This window comes from Hymenobacter sp. BRD128 (genome assembly GCF_013256625.1).
Lineage (GTDB): Bacteria > Bacteroidota > Bacteroidia > Cytophagales > Hymenobacteraceae > Hymenobacter.
This window is the reverse complement of sequence record NZ_CP053908.1, coordinates 2024250-2040332: the sequence shown is the minus strand read 5'-3', so window position 1 is coordinate 2040332 and position 16083 is coordinate 2024250. Positions and strand designations below refer to the sequence as shown.

Genomic DNA, 16083 nt, shown 5'->3' with positions numbered 1-16083 from the left:
GCCCGACCCAACATGCACAAGTTTGTCTGCCTAACAGCCACCGAAGCCGACGCGCCCGCCATCGCGGCGCTGGCCAATCAGCACACCTATCAGCAGCTGTCGGAAGCCGACCGGCGGGGCGGGTTTTTGACCGGAGTATTCACGGTGCCCGCGCTCCAGGCCATGCTGGCCTCGGTGCCGGGGCAGGTGGCCTACCGGCAGGGCGAGCTGGCCGGGTTTGTGGTAAACTCGCACCTGGACCCCGAGCGCTACCCACCTTTAGTGCAGCAAATCAGCGCGTTGCTGCCGACGCTGCTGTACCGGCAGCGGCCGCTGGCCGACTACCGCTGGTTTTTCTACGGTCCGGTGCTGGTGCAGCCCGCCTACCGGGGGCAGGGCCTGCTGCGCGCGCTGTTTGAAGCCAACCGGCGCACGCTAGCCGGGCGCTACGAGGTAGGTGTAGCTTTTATCGCGGCCGAAAATGTGGCGTCGCTGCACGTGCACATCCACAAGCTGGGGCTGGAAGCGGTGGGGGAGCTGGTTTTCACTGGCACGGCCTACGTTATTCTGGCCTTTGAAGTAAGCTAGCGCGGCCATTCCGACGAGCGGCACGCGAGGGCTTCGGGCCAGGCTGCCGATATTTGACGCACCGTTGGCCGCCCGGCCAGGGTAATTTGCTCATCAGGTGGCAAGCTGGGAGCCGGCGCGGCTTGGCCGCTAGCCTGGTTTCCGGCGCGCCGCCGCAGCCCGTTCAGCCCGTGGCCTATCCCGCCGTTCGTCCCAAAAAACACCTCGGCCAACACTTCCTCGCCGACCCTAATATTGCCCGCCGCATCGTGGAGAGCCTGCGCCTGCCCGATGCCGTGCGCGAGGTGCTCGAAATCGGCCCCGGCATGGGTGTTCTCACGCAATACTTGCTGGAGCACAAGGAGTACCAGACCAGCGTGGTGGAGATTGACACTGAATCGGTGGCTTACCTCACCGAGCATTATCCGGCGCTAGCCCCTCGCATTCACGCCACTGATTTTCTGCGGCAAGACCTAGAGGCCATGTTTCCGGGCCAGCCGCTGGCCATCATCGGCAACTTCCCCTACAACATCAGCACTCAGATATTTTTTCAAGTGCTGGCTAGCCGGCAGCAGGTGCGCGAGGTGGTAGGCATGCTGCAAAAAGAAGTGGCCGAGCGCCTGGCCGAGCCGCCCGGCTCCAAAACCTACGGCATCCTGAGCGTGCTCTTGCAGGCGTATTACGACATCGAATACCTGTTTACGGTGCCGGCCCACGTGTTTGTGCCGCCGCCCAAAGTCGAGTCGGCCGTGGTGCGCCTCACCCGAAACGCCACCCAGAAGCTGGATTGCGACGAGAAATTATTCTTCCGCGTGGTAAAGCAGGCATTTTCGACCCGCCGCAAAACTCTGCGCAACGCGCTCAAGCCGCTAGGCATGTCCACGGAAACGATGGCCGCCGAGATTTTCGACAAGCGCGCCGAGCAGCTGGGCGTGAGCGACTTTGTGCTGCTGACGAAGCTGGTGGCGGCCGCATGAAAATGAGGAATGCGTTGGCAAGTGGCTGCCTTACACTTTTAACGGGTATAATGGGCAGCTGCGCCACGCAGGAGCGAGCGCCAGTAGCAGGCCGGTATTATACTGCGCCTACAGAAGACGGCGATGAAAGACTTTATTTTGATGACCCACAGCTAGGGCCTACGGAGCTAGGTGCCCCTTAGGCAGTTGGGGTAGCAAAGAGCTATGTGGCTTCTTGTGATGATAGTTGCTATCGGTTCTAAGTAGGTGCCGCCACCGCTGAAGCTGCCCGTCGCACTCGGCTAGGTCCTTTTACGGAGGCCACTTGCAACCAAAAAGTATTTCAGCTAACAGGTGATTCCTTAAAGCTTAGGTCATAGTACAATGCCTACTGAGTTTATAACCCTGATAATCGCACATAGCTAGCCTTTTCCCTCGTCGTATGACTAAGCTGCCGCCTCTGTGCGCCCTGCTGCTGCTAGCCGACACCCCGGCCGGGTCGGGCGCGGAGTTTGGCGGCTGCATCGTGTATGAAAACGAGTTCCAGACGCTGGCCGGCGAAACGCTGTTCTACGCCGTGAAGCCAAAGAGCTGGTTCTACATTCAGGGCAACAACTACAAGCTCTATGACCGTAATAAGCAGCTAAACGAGCTGTACATTGGCGATACTAACGCGCTGTACACCTTCGCCAAAGGGCAGGCCAGGCAAGTGGCCGATACCGCGCGCCGCCCAGCGCCGGCCGTGCTCACCTGCCTGCCCACTACGGCCACCATTCTGGGCTACCGCTGCCACCTGCTGCGGCTGGCAGATGGCCGGATATCAACCCTGGTTTTTTACGCGCCCGAGTTGCGCGTGCGCGTCGGGGCGTTCAGCCGCTGCCCGTCGTACGGGTGGTACCAGCTATTGCAAGCCACTGATGGCGCGCTACCGCTACGCACCATCACCATCGATACCCAGCACGACGTAACTGCCACGCGGGAGGCCATCGCGGTGACGCCAATGGTGCTGCCCACCACCGACTTTACCACGACCGCGCCCGCGCGGTAGCTTTTCATACTATGTCCCTCTGCCTCATAATCGACGATATGCACCCCTCGCTTTTGCCCATGCTCACGAGCATCGGCGTGGAGGGCGACTACCAACCCAAGCTCACCCCGGCCGACGTGCCCGCCGCCCTCGCCGCCAGGCCCTACGTGGGCCTGATGGTGCGCAGCAAAATGCGCATCACGGCTAGCCTGCTGGCCCACGGCCCGCAGCTGCGCTACGTGGCCCGCGCCGGCGCCGGCGTCGATAACATCGACGAAGAGGCCCTGGCGGCGGCCGGCGTGGTGCTCGTGAACGCCCCCGAGGGCAACCGCGATGCGGTAGGCGAGTTTGCCACTGGCCAGCTGCTGGCACTGCTGCGCCACACCGTGCGGGCTGATGCTGAGGTGCGCCGCGCCGAATGGCACCGCGAGGCCAACCGCGGCGAGGAGCTGGGCACCAAAACCGTGGGCCTGCTCGGCTACGGCCACATGGGCCGCGCCTTTGCCCGGCGCCTGCGCGGCTTCGGCTGCACCGTGCTGGCCCACGACACCGACCCGGCCGTGACCACCGACGGCCACGCCGAACTGGTGCCTCTGGCCGAGTTGCAGGCCCGCGCCGAAGTACTGAGCCTGCATTTTCCGTATTCAACTGCTAATCATCAATACGTTAATGAGGAGCTGCTGGCGGGCTTTGCGCATCGGCTGTGGTTTGTGAACACGGCCAGGGGTGAAATCGTGGACCAGGCGGCCCTGGTGGCGCGGCTGCAAAGCGGCATGGTGCGCGGCGCCGTGCTCGACGTGCTCGACAACGAAAAGCTCGCCACCCTCACGCCCGCCCAGCAGGCCACCTTCGACTACCTGCGCGCTGCCCCCCAGGTGCTGCTCTCGCCCCACATCGGCGGCTGGACGCACCAGAGCTACCAGCGCATCAACGAGGTGCTCGTGGCCAAGATTGAGGCGCTGGGGCTGGCGGCCTGATACCAGCCGGTCTGGCTAGCCCCGCGGGCGCGCTCCGCTTTTGCCGGCCGCCAAAGCTTGACGCCGGGCGGTTTTGGTGTATCTTTGTCGTACCGATAGGGGAGAACGGCTGGCCGATGTGCCAGCCGTTCTCTTTCTTTTTTACCGACCCACCCGCTACGCGAAAACAGTCCTACATTCATGGCTACTATCAATTATTACACCGCCGAGGGCCTGCAAAAGCTGAAAGACGAACTTCAGGACCTTAAAGTCCGGGGCCGGGCCAAGGCGGCCGAAGACCTGCGCGAAGCCCGCGATAAAGGCGACCTGAGCGAGAACGCCGAATACGACGCCGCCAAGGATGCCCAGGGCCTGCTCGAACTCAAGATATCGAAGCTCGAAGAAGTGCTGGGCAATGCCCGCCTCATCGACGAGACTAATATGGATTTCAGCAAAGTGCTCATTATGAGCAAGGTTAAGCTGAAAAACCTGAAAAATAACATGGTCCTCAACTACGTGCTCGTGGCCGAGGAAGAAGCCAACCTGGCCGCCGGCAAAATCTCGGTGAAGTCGCCCATCGGCAAGGGCCTGCTCGGCAAGTCGGCCGGCGACATGGCCGAAATCACGGTGCCCGCCGGCAAGCTCCAGTTCGAGATTCTCGAAGTGGGCCGCTAGGGCTTGGTAGTTGGTGCCCGGTGCCGGGCGCTTGGGTTTAATAAAAAAGCAGCGTCTGCCGGCGCTGCTTTTTTGTGGGCGGTAGTCGGCTGCCAGGTTCGTGCCTTAATTTGCCCCGAGCACCAAGCCCCCTCACCCAAGCACTATCAGAATGCCCTCCATATTCTCGCGCATCGTTTCGGGCGAGCTGCCCGCCTACAAAGTGGCCGAAGACGCTGACCACCTGGCGTTTCTCGACATTACGCCCCTGGTGGAAGGCCACACGCTGGTGATTCCGAAGCAGGAAATTGACTATATTTTTGACCTGACGCCGCAGGCGCTGGCGGCGCTGCACGTGTTTGCCCAGCGCGTGGCCAAGGGCGTGCAGGCGGCCGTGCCCTGCAAGCGCATCGGCGTGGCCGTAATTGGGCTGGAAGTGCCGCACGCGCACATCCACCTCATCCCGATGAATAAAGTGGCGGATATGAATTTCGCCAATCCCAAAATCAAGGTGGCCGATGCGCGGCTGCAGGAGCTAGCCACCGCCATCGCGGCCCAGGTGCCCGGTGGTAGTGGCCTGCCCAACGCGCCCGCCGCCAGCGCCGCCGCGCCTGCCGACCCCCACGACGCCACCCTGGCCCAGCTGCAAAAGCTGACCCAGGGCCTGAACTTCATCAGCGAGTCGGATGCGCCGCTGGAAGCCGTGAGCTACGCCGCCCCGGCTGGCGACCTCGCCGACAAGCAGCTGCTGCAAGTGCTGGGCGAGCCCGCCAGCGCCAAAGTCGAGAAAATCGACCTGATTCCGTTCCTCAGCAACCACACCGCCGACAATGGCGTGACCGGTAGCGTGGCCCTAGCCAACCGCTTCAAAGCCTTGCAAATGTACCTGAAGCAGGAGCTCGATGGCACGCAGGTGTACCGCATTGGCACCGGCTCGCAGGTGCACGCCTACGCCCTGGGCCGCGACGTGGCCGGCCGCCTGGCCGGCTTCAAAACGGTGCTGACCACTACGTAGCCCCAATGCGCGCGCGGTAGAGTGATTTACGGTAAGACAGTTAGTTACATGAAATTTTTAAGTGCATTAGGCCTGGTCGCTAGCCTGCTACTCACGCAAGCCGGGCTGGCCCAAACTATCGAGCCGGCGGCCCTAGCGGTGCTGCCTGCCGTGCAGCCCGCCGCCCTCGAAGCCCACGTGCGCTACCTGGCCGACGACCGCCTGCGCGGCCGCCTGCCCGGCACGCCCGGCTACCAGCTGGCCGTTGATTACGTCACCAGCCAGCTCAAGCAAAACGGCGTGCAGCCGGCCGGCGACCAGGGCGGCTATACCCAGGCCGTGCGCCTGCGCCGCGCCTTCGTGGAGGCGGGCGCGAGTGCGAGCTGCCAGCCGGCCAGCGGTGCCGCGCAGCCACTGGCCGTTGGTTCAGCTATCACGTTTTACCCCAACCCTGGGCAGGCCGAGGTGAGCGTAGCCAACGCGCCGCTGGTGTTTGCGGGCTACGGCATTTCGGCGCCCGAGCTGAAGTACGATGATTACGCCGGGCTCGATGCCAAGGGTAAAGTCGTGGTACTCACCCGCCAGGCGCCGAAGCAATTTGCCGATAACGAGCGCCAATACTTTGCCGACCTGCGCACGGTGCTCGAAACCGCCGCCCGCCACGGCGCGGTGGGCGTGCTGCTGGCCGCCGCCCACGCCGATGCCAAATTGCCCGAGTTTCCGAATGGCCAGGTGAGCGCCCTCACGCCCGAGGGGCAGGTGGGGGTGTCGCGCAGCTACGCGCCGGGCTCGGCGCAGCTGGTGGGCAGCATCAGCCCGGCCACGTTGCAGCGGCTGTTTGCCGGGGCTAGCCGCGATACCGGGCAAGTATTCAACGCCTTGCGCAGTGGTAAGGCCGCGCCGCTAGCCCTGCTCGGCCGCCTGAGCGCCCGCTACCGCAGCCGCTACCAGGACGTGGACAGCTACAACGTGGTGGGCAAAATCACCGGCTCGGATGCCAAGCTAAAGAGTGAGTACGTGGTGCACAGCGCCCACCTCGACCACTTAGGCGTGGGCGCGCCCATCAACGGCGACTCGATTTTCAACGGCGCGCACGACAACGCTACTGGCGTGGCGAGCGTGCTCGAAATCAGTAAGCTATATGCCAGCCTCAAAACCAAGCCCCGGCGCTCGGTGCTGTTTGTGCTGGTGACGGGTGAGGAAATGGGCCTGATTGGCTCGACGTATTTCGCCAAATACCCAACCGTGCCGAAAGCGGCGCTGGTGGCCGATGTCAATACCGACATGCCCACGATTATCGCGCCGCTGCTGAGCGTGGTGCCGCTGGGGGCTGACCATTCGTCGCTGATGCAGCCGGTGCGGGCGGCCGCTGATTACCTGAAGCTGACCATCGAGCCCGACCCCGAGCCGACGCAGAACCGCTTTATCCGCAGCGACCAGTACAGCTTTGTGGTGCAGGGCATTCCGGCGCTGCACATCAAGTACGGCAACCGCACGGCCGACGGCAAAAATAACCTCAGCGAAACGGTGCAGAAATGGCGCGCCGTGACCTACCACAAGCCGCAGGATAACTTCGCGGGCGGCACCTTCGACTGGCAGGCCGGCGCGCAGTACGCGCGGCTCAACTTCCTCATCGGCTACCAGGTGGCGCAGGCTAGCCAGCGCCCGAGCTGGAACAAAGGCGACTTTTTCGGGGCACGGTTTGGCAAGTAATGTCTAGCGTGCAACGCTGCTAACAGGCAGCAGTCTATAAAAAGCCAGCGCATAGTGCGCTGGCTTTTCGCTTTTTAACCCCTAGTCGTATGGTCCGCATCTTGCTCTTTTGCCTCGCGCTGCTGGCCGCTGGGCCCGCTTTCGCTATCAGGCCTTTTGCTAAGTATTGGGCCCGGCCCGACACGCTGGGCTTGAAATACCAGGACCTCACCCTCACTACGCCCGACCACGTGCACCTGGCCGCTTGGCTGATTGAGCCCACGGCTGGCGTACCCACCCAGCACACCACCGTAGTAGTGGCCGGCGGCGACGCGGGTAACATGGCTTCCAATATCTACACGGCGGCCTCGCTGGCCGGGGCCGGCTACCGGGTGCTGCTCTTCGACTACCGCGGCTTTGGGCACAGCGATGCCTTCGCCATCAATCAGGATTACCTCTACTATGCCGAGTTTGCCACCGACACGCGCACAGCGCTGGCCGAAGCCCGGCGGCGCAGCCCCGGCCAGCGCGTGGGGCTCGTGGGCTTCTCGATGGGTTCGCTGGTGGGCTCGGAAGCGGCGGCTACTACGCGCTGCGATTTTCTGGTGACCGTGGCCTACGTGGCTAGCCTCCAAAACGTGGTGGCCTACTACCAGCGCATTCGCCCCGAGCGCCCCATTATGTTGCCCGCCGATGCCGCCGCCTACCGCCGCGTAGCGCCCAAGGTGAAATGCCCCTGGCTTTTCATCAGCGGCACCGACGACCAGGCCACGACCCTGGCCGATACCCTGGCCGTGGCCCACGCCGCTAGCCGCCGGCAGCAGCGCGAGGTGCTGCCCGTGCCCGGCGACCACCAGCAATCGATGGGGGCGTTTGTAGAAGAAGAAACCAGCTCTCGCTGCCTAGAGGCCATGCGCCGCCTGCTGGCCGCTGGCAAGGGCTAGCGGACAGGTACTGCGCATAGGTTTTAGAAAGAAACCAACTCGCTCAGGCCTACCCGAAAAAAAACAACAGCCAGATAAGTCCAAAGCAGCGAAAATAGGACATGTACAATCGTCTCGAACTGCTTGCCGCGCCACAGGGCCGCCGAATAGCCAAAAAACTGCGTTAGTAGCCGCGCCAGCCAGAATATGCCCAAGCCCAGCGCCACCCGGCGGCCTAGTGGCGTGCCCACCAGCTCGGCGGCTGAGGTGAGGCACAGCAGGCCTATCAGTCCCACCGCCAGGGCGATGAAAAACGTGTGCACGTACATCATCTGCCGGTTGATGAGGCTGACCACGGCAAACTCGCGCCGCCAATCGAAATACCACGCGAAGCCCGCGTGCAGCAGCGCCAGCACCAGCAGCAGGGCGCCAATAAACTCAAGCTGAAGCTGCATCGCTGTGCAAGATGAAAGCGGAAATAAAGGGGGTGATTTTGAGCTCGCGGGCTACCCGCAGCCCCGCAGCCCGGAAAGTAGCTAGCCATGCCCGCCGCGAATGGAAATGGAAAAAGCCAACAGTATAGGCCAGGAAATTGGCCGGGTCACGTAGGTGCTCAACCACCACGATGGGTCCGCCGGGCCGCGTCACGCGGCGGATTTCGCGGAAGAACGTGGCACGCTCCGTGGCATCGCGTATTTCGTGCGCCGCCAAGAAGGCTAGCGTGGCATCGGCAGCGTGGTCGGGCAGGGGCAGGGCCAGGGTGCTGGCAGGCAGCGCGTCGGCCGGGGGCGGGTAGGCTCGCCGCGCCCGCCCGATAGACACTTCTGTATGGCGGGCTGGGTCGTAAAAATCGACGGCCAGCAACTGCCCATCTGGCCAGCGCTGCCGCAACACCGGGCTTACCTCGTCGAAGCCGGCGCTCACGGTAAGCAGAATCTGGCCCGCTACTGGCCCCACGCCCATCGGCAGCCAGCCCAGCTCGTAGAGGCCCGCGCCATCGTAGACGTAGGCCGATACGGCTAGCGATACCACCAGCGGCGCCAGTACCAGCACCAGTCCACCGGCCGCGTAGGGGCTTAGCAGTGCCGGGCCCCAAGCTAGTAGCAGGCTCAATACGCCGGCTAGTCCCAGGGCCAGGGCATAAAAGTGCCAGTTAAACCGCACAATGTTGCGCAGGCCCTGCCAGGGTTTTCTTACGGGCGCCATAGCTCGGTGCGGCCTTTTTTCCAATGGTAGGGCACATTTTGCAGCGCAAAGGCATTGGCTAGTACCAACTGGCTAAGTGGCAGGCTTTTCAGAAAACCGGCGTGCGCCCGCGCGACGGTCACGGGTTGCGGCTGCCACTGTTCGCGCACGCCTTCCACAATAACGACGCGCCGCCGGGCGGCCTCTACTGCAAAGGTGAAGGGCAGCGGCCCGGCAAAGCGCCGCGCCTCAGCCCAGGTGCCGAAGGGCGAGCCGGCCGGCAGCGCCACCGCTTCGCCGGGGGTAGGCAAGGTTACTTGCAGGTCGAAATCTCCGCGGGCCGATGCCGCTGCCAGGTGGCCCTTGGCCTCGGTCAGGCGCAGGTCGATGGGGGCGTAGCCGTAGTGCGTGAAGACATTGCCAAGCAGCGCCATGCGGCGGCGGTCGGTTTCGGAGCGCAGAATGTAGAGCCCGCGCAGGCGCTTGCCGGCCGGCGTGACGTAGCGCACAAATGCCCGGTAGCCCACCAGACAAAAATCCTGGCCTAGCCAGACCGGGAAGCCTCGGGGCCGTAGCGCGCGGGTTTGCACCAGCGCCACGGCCAGCAAAGCCCACTCAGTTTGCCAGGTATCGGCCACCAGCGGCGCGGGCAGCAGGGCCTGCACCTCGGCGGCCGGCGCGGCGAAGGTGAGCACCAGCGAGCGCTCAAAAAACGCTTCTACTGCAAACGGATGGGTTTTCAACCAGGCTAGCATCAGCGGGCGGGACTAGGGTGAGGCAGCCGAAACTCGTAGTAGTACAGCAGCCCCACAAACAGGCTGGCAAATACGGCATTGGCGCGGCCCCACAGCAGCAAGTCGGGCGCCAGCCTAAATTCCAGCGCGTTCATCGTGGTCACTAGTGCCAGTTGGGCCAGCACGCACCACCGCCGCCTGATGCCGCTCAGCAGCCACACCGCCATGCCGATTTCGGCTAGCCCAATGAGGCGCGTGAGCGGCCCCGCGTAGGCTGGCCCCAGGATGCGTGCTACAATGGCCGCGTGGCGCGGTACTAAATTCAGCACCTTGCCTAGCAGGCCGTTGGCTAGCCACACCAAGGCAATGAAATAAGTGAGCGCGCGGTAGAGGGGTGTCGGCATTGCAACTTGCAAATTAGTGGCTAGCGCCGCTCGGCCGCCCGGCCGCTGTCCACCACTTTTTGCAGCTGCGCCTGGGTAGTTGCTGGCAGCGCGCTCATAATATCGAGGCCCGAGGCGGCTTCAATGGCATCGACCGAGGTCAGGTATTGATTCCACTGCGGGCTGATACTATTATCGTTGGGCGTGTCGATAGCTACCACGCGGGCCTGGCCGGCGATGATGCGCTGGAGGTCGTTATCGCCTTCGGGCAGGAAGACCACCACTTTCCAGATGTGGGCGGGCACGGTTACGCGGCCCTGGTCGAGAGTTTGGGCAGGGCCATTTTTGCCGGTGCCGCCGCGGCCGTAGCTGCCCATTATGACGTAGGCTTCCTGGCCGTTTTCGACCTGGGCGCGGGTGTATTCTTCGAGGTGGGCCCAGGTTTGCTGGTTGTTTTGGGGCGCCTGGGGCACCATGTTGCTCATTAGGAAGGTGGCCGAGTTGTCGTCGAGCGTGGCCGTGCGGTCGCCGCTCGGGCAGTTGTGGCCTTTATCGAAGCCCGAGCCGCTGTAGCTCTGCGGCGACACCGCGTAGAACTGCCGGGGCAGGCCGGGGTCGGCCCGGAAGTCGTTCTGGCGCGGAAAGTTCTTGGTAATGTCGGTGCGGCCCACGTGCCAGCTCGTCCAGATGGGCGTGCCGCGCTGGGCGTTATAACCAGTCACGTATTGCGGGTGCGTGTAGAGGTAATTGGTCGGGTTGTTGGAGTCCGAGGTGGCGCCGCTAGGGTTGCCGAGCAGCAGGTTGTCGTTGTCGGCGGCCGCGCCGGGCCCCTGGCGCGTGGGCTGGGTGGCGGTAGGACTGGCCGGGGCGCCAGCCGTATTGCGGTTCTTGAAATAATCGTCGGCCGGGCTGGGAGCGGGGCTAGCCGTGGGCCGGCTGGCGGGCGTGGCCGTAACCGGGCCGCTGGCCGTTTCAATGCTGATGTCGTCCACATTGAGCCGGTTTTTGGTGGCGTCGGTCTTGCGGATTTCCAGGCGCAGCGGCTCGCTGGCTAGCCCCGCAAACAGCGCCGGGCGCAGGCTGGGGCCGGTGGCGGTCTGGGGCAGGCCATTGCGCTGCCAGGTGCGGCCGTGGTCGCGGCTCACCCACAGCTCCCAGGTGCTGGGGCCGTCGTTGCCATAGGCGGCCGACAGGATAGTAATTTTGCGCACCCCGGCCGGGGCGTCAAACTGCATGGTGAGCTTGCCGCCGGCACGCAGACGCGCGGCGTGCCCGCCGTCCTTGTGGTCTTGCTCGGTGCCGCCGATGAGGCCTTCGGTGAACAGCCACGGCCCGGTGCTCAGCGCCACATCGGCCGTCTCGTAGGCGCCTTTGCTGCCGGTTTCGAAGGTTTCGGGGAAGGCGCCGGCCGGCGCCTGGCGGCGGCCGGCGGGGCTAGCGGTGGTAGGCTGGGAGTCGGCTGCAGGCTGCGAGCAGGCTAGCACGGCCGGCAGCACCAGTAAAGTGTAAAAACGCATGGGGCGAAAGTAGCAGCCGCCAGGGTAAGAAAAAGTCCGTGGCCTTGCGAGCCACGGACTTTTGACAGAGTGCGGAGTGCGGGGTTTACCTCCTACGCCTGCCGGTCGCCCTTGGTGAACTCCAGCATCCAGCCAGGGTACTCGGCGGGCAGCTTGCTTACTTCATCCAGCGCTTTCAGTTCTTCGGGGGTAAACTGCACATCCACCGCGGTGAGGTTGTCGTCGAGCTGCTCCATTTTCTTGGCCCCGATGATGGCGGTGCTCACCACTGGCTGGTGCAGCAGCCAGGCCAGGGCGAGCGCGGCTACGGTGCTGCCCTTGGCCTCGGCCATCGGCTTGAGCTTGTCGAGGATGTCAAACGCGCGGTCCTTGTTCACCGGCGGGAAGTCGAAGTTGCTGCGGCGGCCTTCGCCCTTCTCGTTTTCGCGGGTGTACTTGCCCGAGAGGAAGCCGCCGGCCAGCGGGCTCCACACCATGAGGCCCACTTTTTCGGCCAGCAGCAGCGGCACCAGCTCGCGCTCCAGCTCGCGGCCGGCCAGGGTGTAGTAGGCTTGCAGCGACGCGTACTTTTCGAGGTGCTGGTAGTGCGACGTGTCGAGGGCCTTTTGCAACTGCCAGGCGGCCACGTTGCTGGCCCCGATGTAGCGCACCTTGCCCTGGCGCACGAGGTCGTCGAGGGCGCGCAGCGTTTCCTCCCAGGGCGTGAGCGGGTCAAAGCTGTGGGTCTGGTAGAGGTCGATGTAGTCGGTGCCGAGGCGCTTCAGGCTGGCCTCGGCCTGGGCCATAATGTGCTTGCGGGTGAGGCCAGCGTCGTTGGGGCCGTCGCCCATTTTGCCGCGCACCTTGGTGGCCAGCACCAGGTCGTCGCGCTTCAGGCCCAGGTTGCGGATGGCCTGGCCGGTGATTTCCTCCGACTGGCCCTCGGTGTACACGTTGGCCGTGTCGATAAAGTTGATGCCCGCCTCCACGGCGCGCTTGGTGAGCGCGTCGGCTCCGGCCTGGTCGACGCCGCTAATGGCGCCGAAACGCCCGCCGCGCGTGCCAAACGTCATGGTGCCCAGGCACAGCTCCGATACTTTGAGGCCGGTATTGCCCAGCAAATTATATTTCATGGAAAAGGAAAATAGTGTGGGGTGATAAGCAGTGGGCGGGGCCGATTGTTTACTAAACGGCCGGGGGGGAGGTGCTCCTAGTACAGCTTAAACAGCGGCTTCACGTTGCCCAGCACCTCCCCAAACCGCTCCGAGGCCCTAGCCTGCTGGTAGGTTTCGGCGGCGGCTTTGGCGCGGGCGGTTTCGTCGGCGATAACCTTGGTGGCGCGGTCGGCCTTGATGAGACCGTCTTGCTGGCCCTGCGCGATGGCCGCCCGAATGGCGGCGCTGTACTGAGCCGTGATGACGGGCAGGCGGTCGGTGAGGCTCTGGAGCTGGGCGGCGAGCTGCACGGCCGCCTCAGCCGAGTTGTTGGCCGGCGTGAGGTAGCTGTCGGGGTCCAGAATGTCGCCCTGGTTCTGGGCCCTAGTAAACGACTGGTCGAGCGAGGCGAAGCGCGGATTGAGGCTAGCGGCCACGTAGTTGCTCATGCGGCTGATGTTGCTCACGTCGAGCGCATTGGTGGCCGGCTGGCCGGGTGGCGGCGCGGTGTAGTAGGCCGAAATATCATCTTGGTAGGCCACGAGCTGGGCGTAGGGCCGGTAAAGCTGGCTGAGCTGGTGCTGCAGCACCATAAGCTCATTATCCAGCGTCAGCAGCGAGGCCTGGTTGTCGGCCCTAGCCGCATCGAGGGCCGCGAAGAAATTGAGCGTCGGACGCAGGCCGTTTTCAATCAGCCGCACTTGTTCGGCCGTGAAGCCGTCGCTGCTGAGGCTGTTGGCGCGCACGCTGGTGAGCAGCTGGCCCACGGCGTTGAGCATGGGCCCCACCGTGGGCACGGCCGACACAAATGAGGTTTGGGTGAGGTGGGCGGCCAAGTCCACGAGGCGGCGGCCCCGGTTTTTATCCACCGCCTTGGTGGCGACCAGCGACTTGGTGTAATCGACCAGCGAAATGCCGAGCGGGTTGCTCTCAGTGGGCGAAGAAAGGGCCGCCTGCTCGTTGGCGTTGCGCAGGGCCTGGGTGAGGGCGCGCAGCTGGGTAAGGCGGCTGTGGCACACCAGCAGCAGGTCGGCAGTGGCGCGCACGTTGTTTTTGGTCAGGGCAAAGCGCGTGCTGCGGCTCAGCTGCTGCCCGGCCAGAAAGCTCGTAAACTTGCCACCCAGGTCCGAGTACAGGCGCTGCTGCTGGCGGTAGGCCACGCGCAGGCTATCGACGCGCCGCGTGAGCAGCGCCACCGTGGCCTGGGCCTGGGCCGTCACTTCTTCGGGGCTGGGGCGGGGGGCGGCCACCGCGGCTGGCGTGGCGGCGGTGGGGGCAGTAGTTTGGGCGTGCAAGTGGGTGGGCAGCAGCGCCAGGGCTAGGCCCAGGCTCGCTAGTACAGGCCGGCACGCGGCAGAAATAGCCATTCTAAAAGACATTTTGCAGGTTAGCGAAAGTAATACAGCCGTGTGGCGGGCTAGTGAAGCGCTCCGGCCGGCTAGCCTGCCTACAAAAAGAGCGCCACGGCTGGCGAGCACCTACAAACAAGGTTGCCGCAACTTTCCACGGCTTACCGTTCCTTTGGGTTGCTTCTTCGCCCACCAATTCCTCTACATGAAACTCTGCTACCTGCCCCTGCTCGCGCTAGCCCTGCCGGCCTGCACCAGCAACTCCACCAAAACCGCTGCCGATAAAACGGCCGCCACGCCCGCCGATGCGCGCTTCGACCGCTTTAAAGACCAGTTTATCCTCGATTTGTGGCGGCAGAATCCCGACTACGCTTCGTCGGCGGGCTTTCACAAGTACGACTCGCTGCTGGTGATACCCAGCGACGCGCAGCGCCAGCGCGATGCCGCCTTCATCACCCAAAACCTGGGCGCGCTCGGGGGCTTCACGCTCGACAGCCTCTCGCCGAATAATCAAATTGACTATCACTTGCTGGTCAATGAGCTACGCTCGCAACGCTGGTACGCCGACACGCTCAAAAACTGGCAGTGGAACCCGGCAAGCTATAACCTGGGGGCCAGCGTGGGCGACCTGCTCAACGGCCGCCACTACAAGCTCGACCGCCGCCTGCGCACTATCTCCGACAAAATAGCCCAGGCCGGCGCCTACTACGCCGCCGCCAAGGCCAACATTCACCAGCCCACCCGCGAGCACGCCGAGCTGGCCGTGCAGCAGAACGAGGGCGGGCTAGCCGTGTTCGGGGCGGCCCTGGCCGACTCGGTGCGTCGCTCGGGCCTGAGCGCGGCCGAAAAGCAACTGCTGAGCCAGCGCATTGCCGGGGCGCAGGCCGCCGTGCGCGGCTACCTCGACTTTCTGAAGAAGGACGTACTTACGGGTAAGGAGTTTCGCTCGTTCCGCATCGGTAAGGCGCTTTTTGACCGGAAGTTTGCCCTCGATATTCAGTCGCGCTACTCGGCTGAGGAGTTATTCGGGCTAGCCCAGAAGCACAAGGCCGACCTGCTGCACGACATGGGCCGGCGGGCGGCGCGGCTCTTTCCGAAGTACTGCGCCGGGCAAACGATGCCTAGCGATACGCTGCAATTAATTCGGAAAGTCATCGACCAGCTGACCCTGAAGCACGCCCCGCGCGAGGGCTTCGTGGACGCGGTGAAGCGCCAGATTCCGACCCTTACCAAGTTCGTCAACGACCACGACCTGCTGACCCAGGACCCCAGCAAGCCGCTGGTGGTGCGCGAAACGCCGCTCTACATGCGCGGCAGCGGGGCGGGGGCTAGCGTATCGGCGCCCGGCCCGTATGATAAAAAGGCCAACACCTACTACAACGTGGAGCCGCTGCCCGCCACCTGGACGGCCGCCCAGGCCGAAAGCTACCTGCGCGAGTACAACGACTATACCCTGCAGATTCTCAACATCCACGAGGCCATTCCGGGGCACTACACGCAGCTGGTGCACGCCAATATGTCGCCCTCGCTGGTGAAGAGCATCTTCGGCAACGGGGCCATGATTGAGGGCTGGGCCGTGTACTCGGAGCGCATGATGCTGGAAAGCGGCTACGGCAACAACAGCGACGAAATCTGGCTGCTGTGGGACAAGTGGAACATGCGCTCGACCCTGAACGCGGTGGTCGACAACCTCATTCAGACCCAGAATGCCACCGAGGCCGACGTAGTGAAGCTGCTCACCGGCGCGGGCTTTCAGGAGGAAGCCGAGGCGCGCAACAAGTGGCACCGCGCCACGCTCAGCCAGGTGCAGCTTAGCTCGTATTTCACGGGCTATACCGAGATAGTGGCCCTGCGCGATGAAGTAAAGCAGCGCGAAGGCAGCAGCTTCAGCCTCAAGAACTTCAACGAGCAGTTTCTGAGCTACGGCTCGGCTCCGGTCAAGTACATTCGCGACCTGATGCTGCGCCGCTAGGTAGTAGCTTTGCCCCCGAACCTTTGCCCTGGCCGGCCGGTTTAACCAGCTATTCTCACTTG

16 protein-coding genes are annotated in these 16083 nt (G+C 63.9%); 9 read left to right on the top strand and 7 right to left on the bottom strand.

From position 1 onward, the window contains the following. The first annotated feature begins 12 nt into the window (after window positions 1–12). From GKZ68_RS08970 to GKZ68_RS08935, 8 genes are all read left to right on the top strand, one after another. Window positions 13–567 (top strand): GNAT family N-acetyltransferase, encoded by a 555-nt coding sequence (locus GKZ68_RS08970; protein ID WP_173113462.1) that lies wholly within the window; start codon window positions 13–15, stop codon window positions 565–567. A 170-nt stretch (window positions 568–737) separates the two neighbouring features. Next, window positions 738–1523, top strand: a complete 786-nt coding sequence (gene rsmA, locus GKZ68_RS08965; RefSeq protein WP_173118316.1) for a 16S rRNA (adenine(1518)-N(6)/adenine(1519)-N(6))-dimethyltransferase RsmA — start codon at window positions 738–740, stop codon at window positions 1521–1523. Between the two features lie 421 nt (window positions 1524–1944). After that, on the top strand, window positions 1945–2550 hold the full coding sequence (locus GKZ68_RS08960; RefSeq protein WP_173113460.1) for a hypothetical protein: 606 nt from the start codon (window positions 1945–1947) through the stop codon (window positions 2548–2550). Window positions 2551–2561: 11 nt separating this feature from the next. After that, window positions 2562–3506 carry an NAD(P)-dependent oxidoreductase gene (locus GKZ68_RS08955; protein ID WP_173113459.1) on the top strand — a complete coding sequence of 315 codons (945 nt, stop codon included), beginning with the start codon at window positions 2562–2564 and terminating at the stop codon, window positions 3504–3506. A gap of 180 nt (window positions 3507–3686) precedes the next feature. Next, window positions 3687–4160, top strand: coding sequence for a transcription elongation factor GreA (gene greA, locus GKZ68_RS08950; protein ID WP_173113457.1), 474 nt, complete (start codon window positions 3687–3689; stop codon window positions 4158–4160). A 151-nt stretch (window positions 4161–4311) separates the two neighbouring features. Beyond that, entirely contained in the window at window positions 4312–5154 is an 843-nt protein-coding gene (locus GKZ68_RS22660) for a nuclease A inhibitor family protein (RefSeq protein WP_173113455.1), read from the top strand. Between the two features lie 48 nt (window positions 5155–5202). Further along, window positions 5203–6846 carry a M28 family peptidase gene (locus tag GKZ68_RS08940; RefSeq protein WP_173113453.1) on the top strand — a complete coding sequence of 548 codons (1644 nt, stop codon included), beginning with the start codon at window positions 5203–5205 and terminating at the stop codon, window positions 6844–6846. An 89-nt stretch (window positions 6847–6935) separates the two neighbouring features. Further along, a complete protein-coding gene (locus tag GKZ68_RS08935; RefSeq protein ID WP_173113451.1) occupies window positions 6936–7769 on the top strand; it encodes an alpha/beta hydrolase in 834 nt (277 codons plus the stop codon). Between the two features lie 23 nt (window positions 7770–7792). Here GKZ68_RS08935 and GKZ68_RS08930 read toward each other — a convergent pair whose 3' ends face one another. The 7 genes from GKZ68_RS08930 to GKZ68_RS08900 form a co-directional block, all read right to left on the bottom strand. Next, window positions 7793–8203, bottom strand: coding sequence for a hypothetical protein (locus GKZ68_RS08930; protein ID WP_173113449.1), 411 nt, complete (start codon window positions 8201–8203; stop codon window positions 7793–7795). Further along, window positions 8187–8954: a class I SAM-dependent methyltransferase gene (locus GKZ68_RS08925; RefSeq protein WP_173113447.1), complete on the bottom strand. Its 768-nt coding sequence runs from the start codon at window positions 8952–8954 to the stop codon at window positions 8187–8189. The genes GKZ68_RS08930 and GKZ68_RS08925 overlap by 17 nt, the downstream gene beginning before the upstream one ends. After that, on the bottom strand, window positions 8942–9688 hold the full coding sequence (locus GKZ68_RS08920; protein ID WP_173113444.1) for a DUF2071 domain-containing protein: 747 nt from the start codon (window positions 9686–9688) through the stop codon (window positions 8942–8944). Before GKZ68_RS08920 ends, GKZ68_RS08925 begins: the two co-directional genes overlap by 13 nt. After that, a complete protein-coding gene (locus GKZ68_RS08915) occupies window positions 9688–10071 on the bottom strand; it encodes a DoxX-like family protein (RefSeq protein WP_173113441.1) in 384 nt (127 codons plus the stop codon). The genes GKZ68_RS08920 and GKZ68_RS08915 overlap by 1 nt, the downstream gene beginning before the upstream one ends. A 20-nt stretch (window positions 10072–10091) precedes the next feature. Then, a complete protein-coding gene (locus GKZ68_RS08910) occupies window positions 10092–11567 on the bottom strand; it encodes a DNA/RNA non-specific endonuclease (RefSeq protein WP_173113438.1) in 1476 nt (491 codons plus the stop codon). A 92-nt stretch (window positions 11568–11659) separates the two neighbouring features. Then, a complete protein-coding gene (locus GKZ68_RS08905; RefSeq protein WP_173113435.1) occupies window positions 11660–12679 on the bottom strand; it encodes an aldo/keto reductase in 1020 nt (339 codons plus the stop codon). 77 nt (window positions 12680–12756) lie between these two features. After that, a complete protein-coding gene (locus GKZ68_RS08900) occupies window positions 12757–14067 on the bottom strand; it encodes a hypothetical protein (protein WP_173113432.1) in 1311 nt (436 codons plus the stop codon). A gap of 187 nt (window positions 14068–14254) precedes the next feature. Here GKZ68_RS08900 and GKZ68_RS08895 point away from each other — a divergent pair, with 187 nt between their 5' ends. Beyond that, complete coding sequence (locus tag GKZ68_RS08895) at window positions 14255–16021, top strand: DUF885 domain-containing protein (RefSeq protein ID WP_173113429.1); 1767 nt, start codon at window positions 14255–14257, stop codon at window positions 16019–16021. Window positions 16022–16083: the final 62 nt, after the last annotated feature.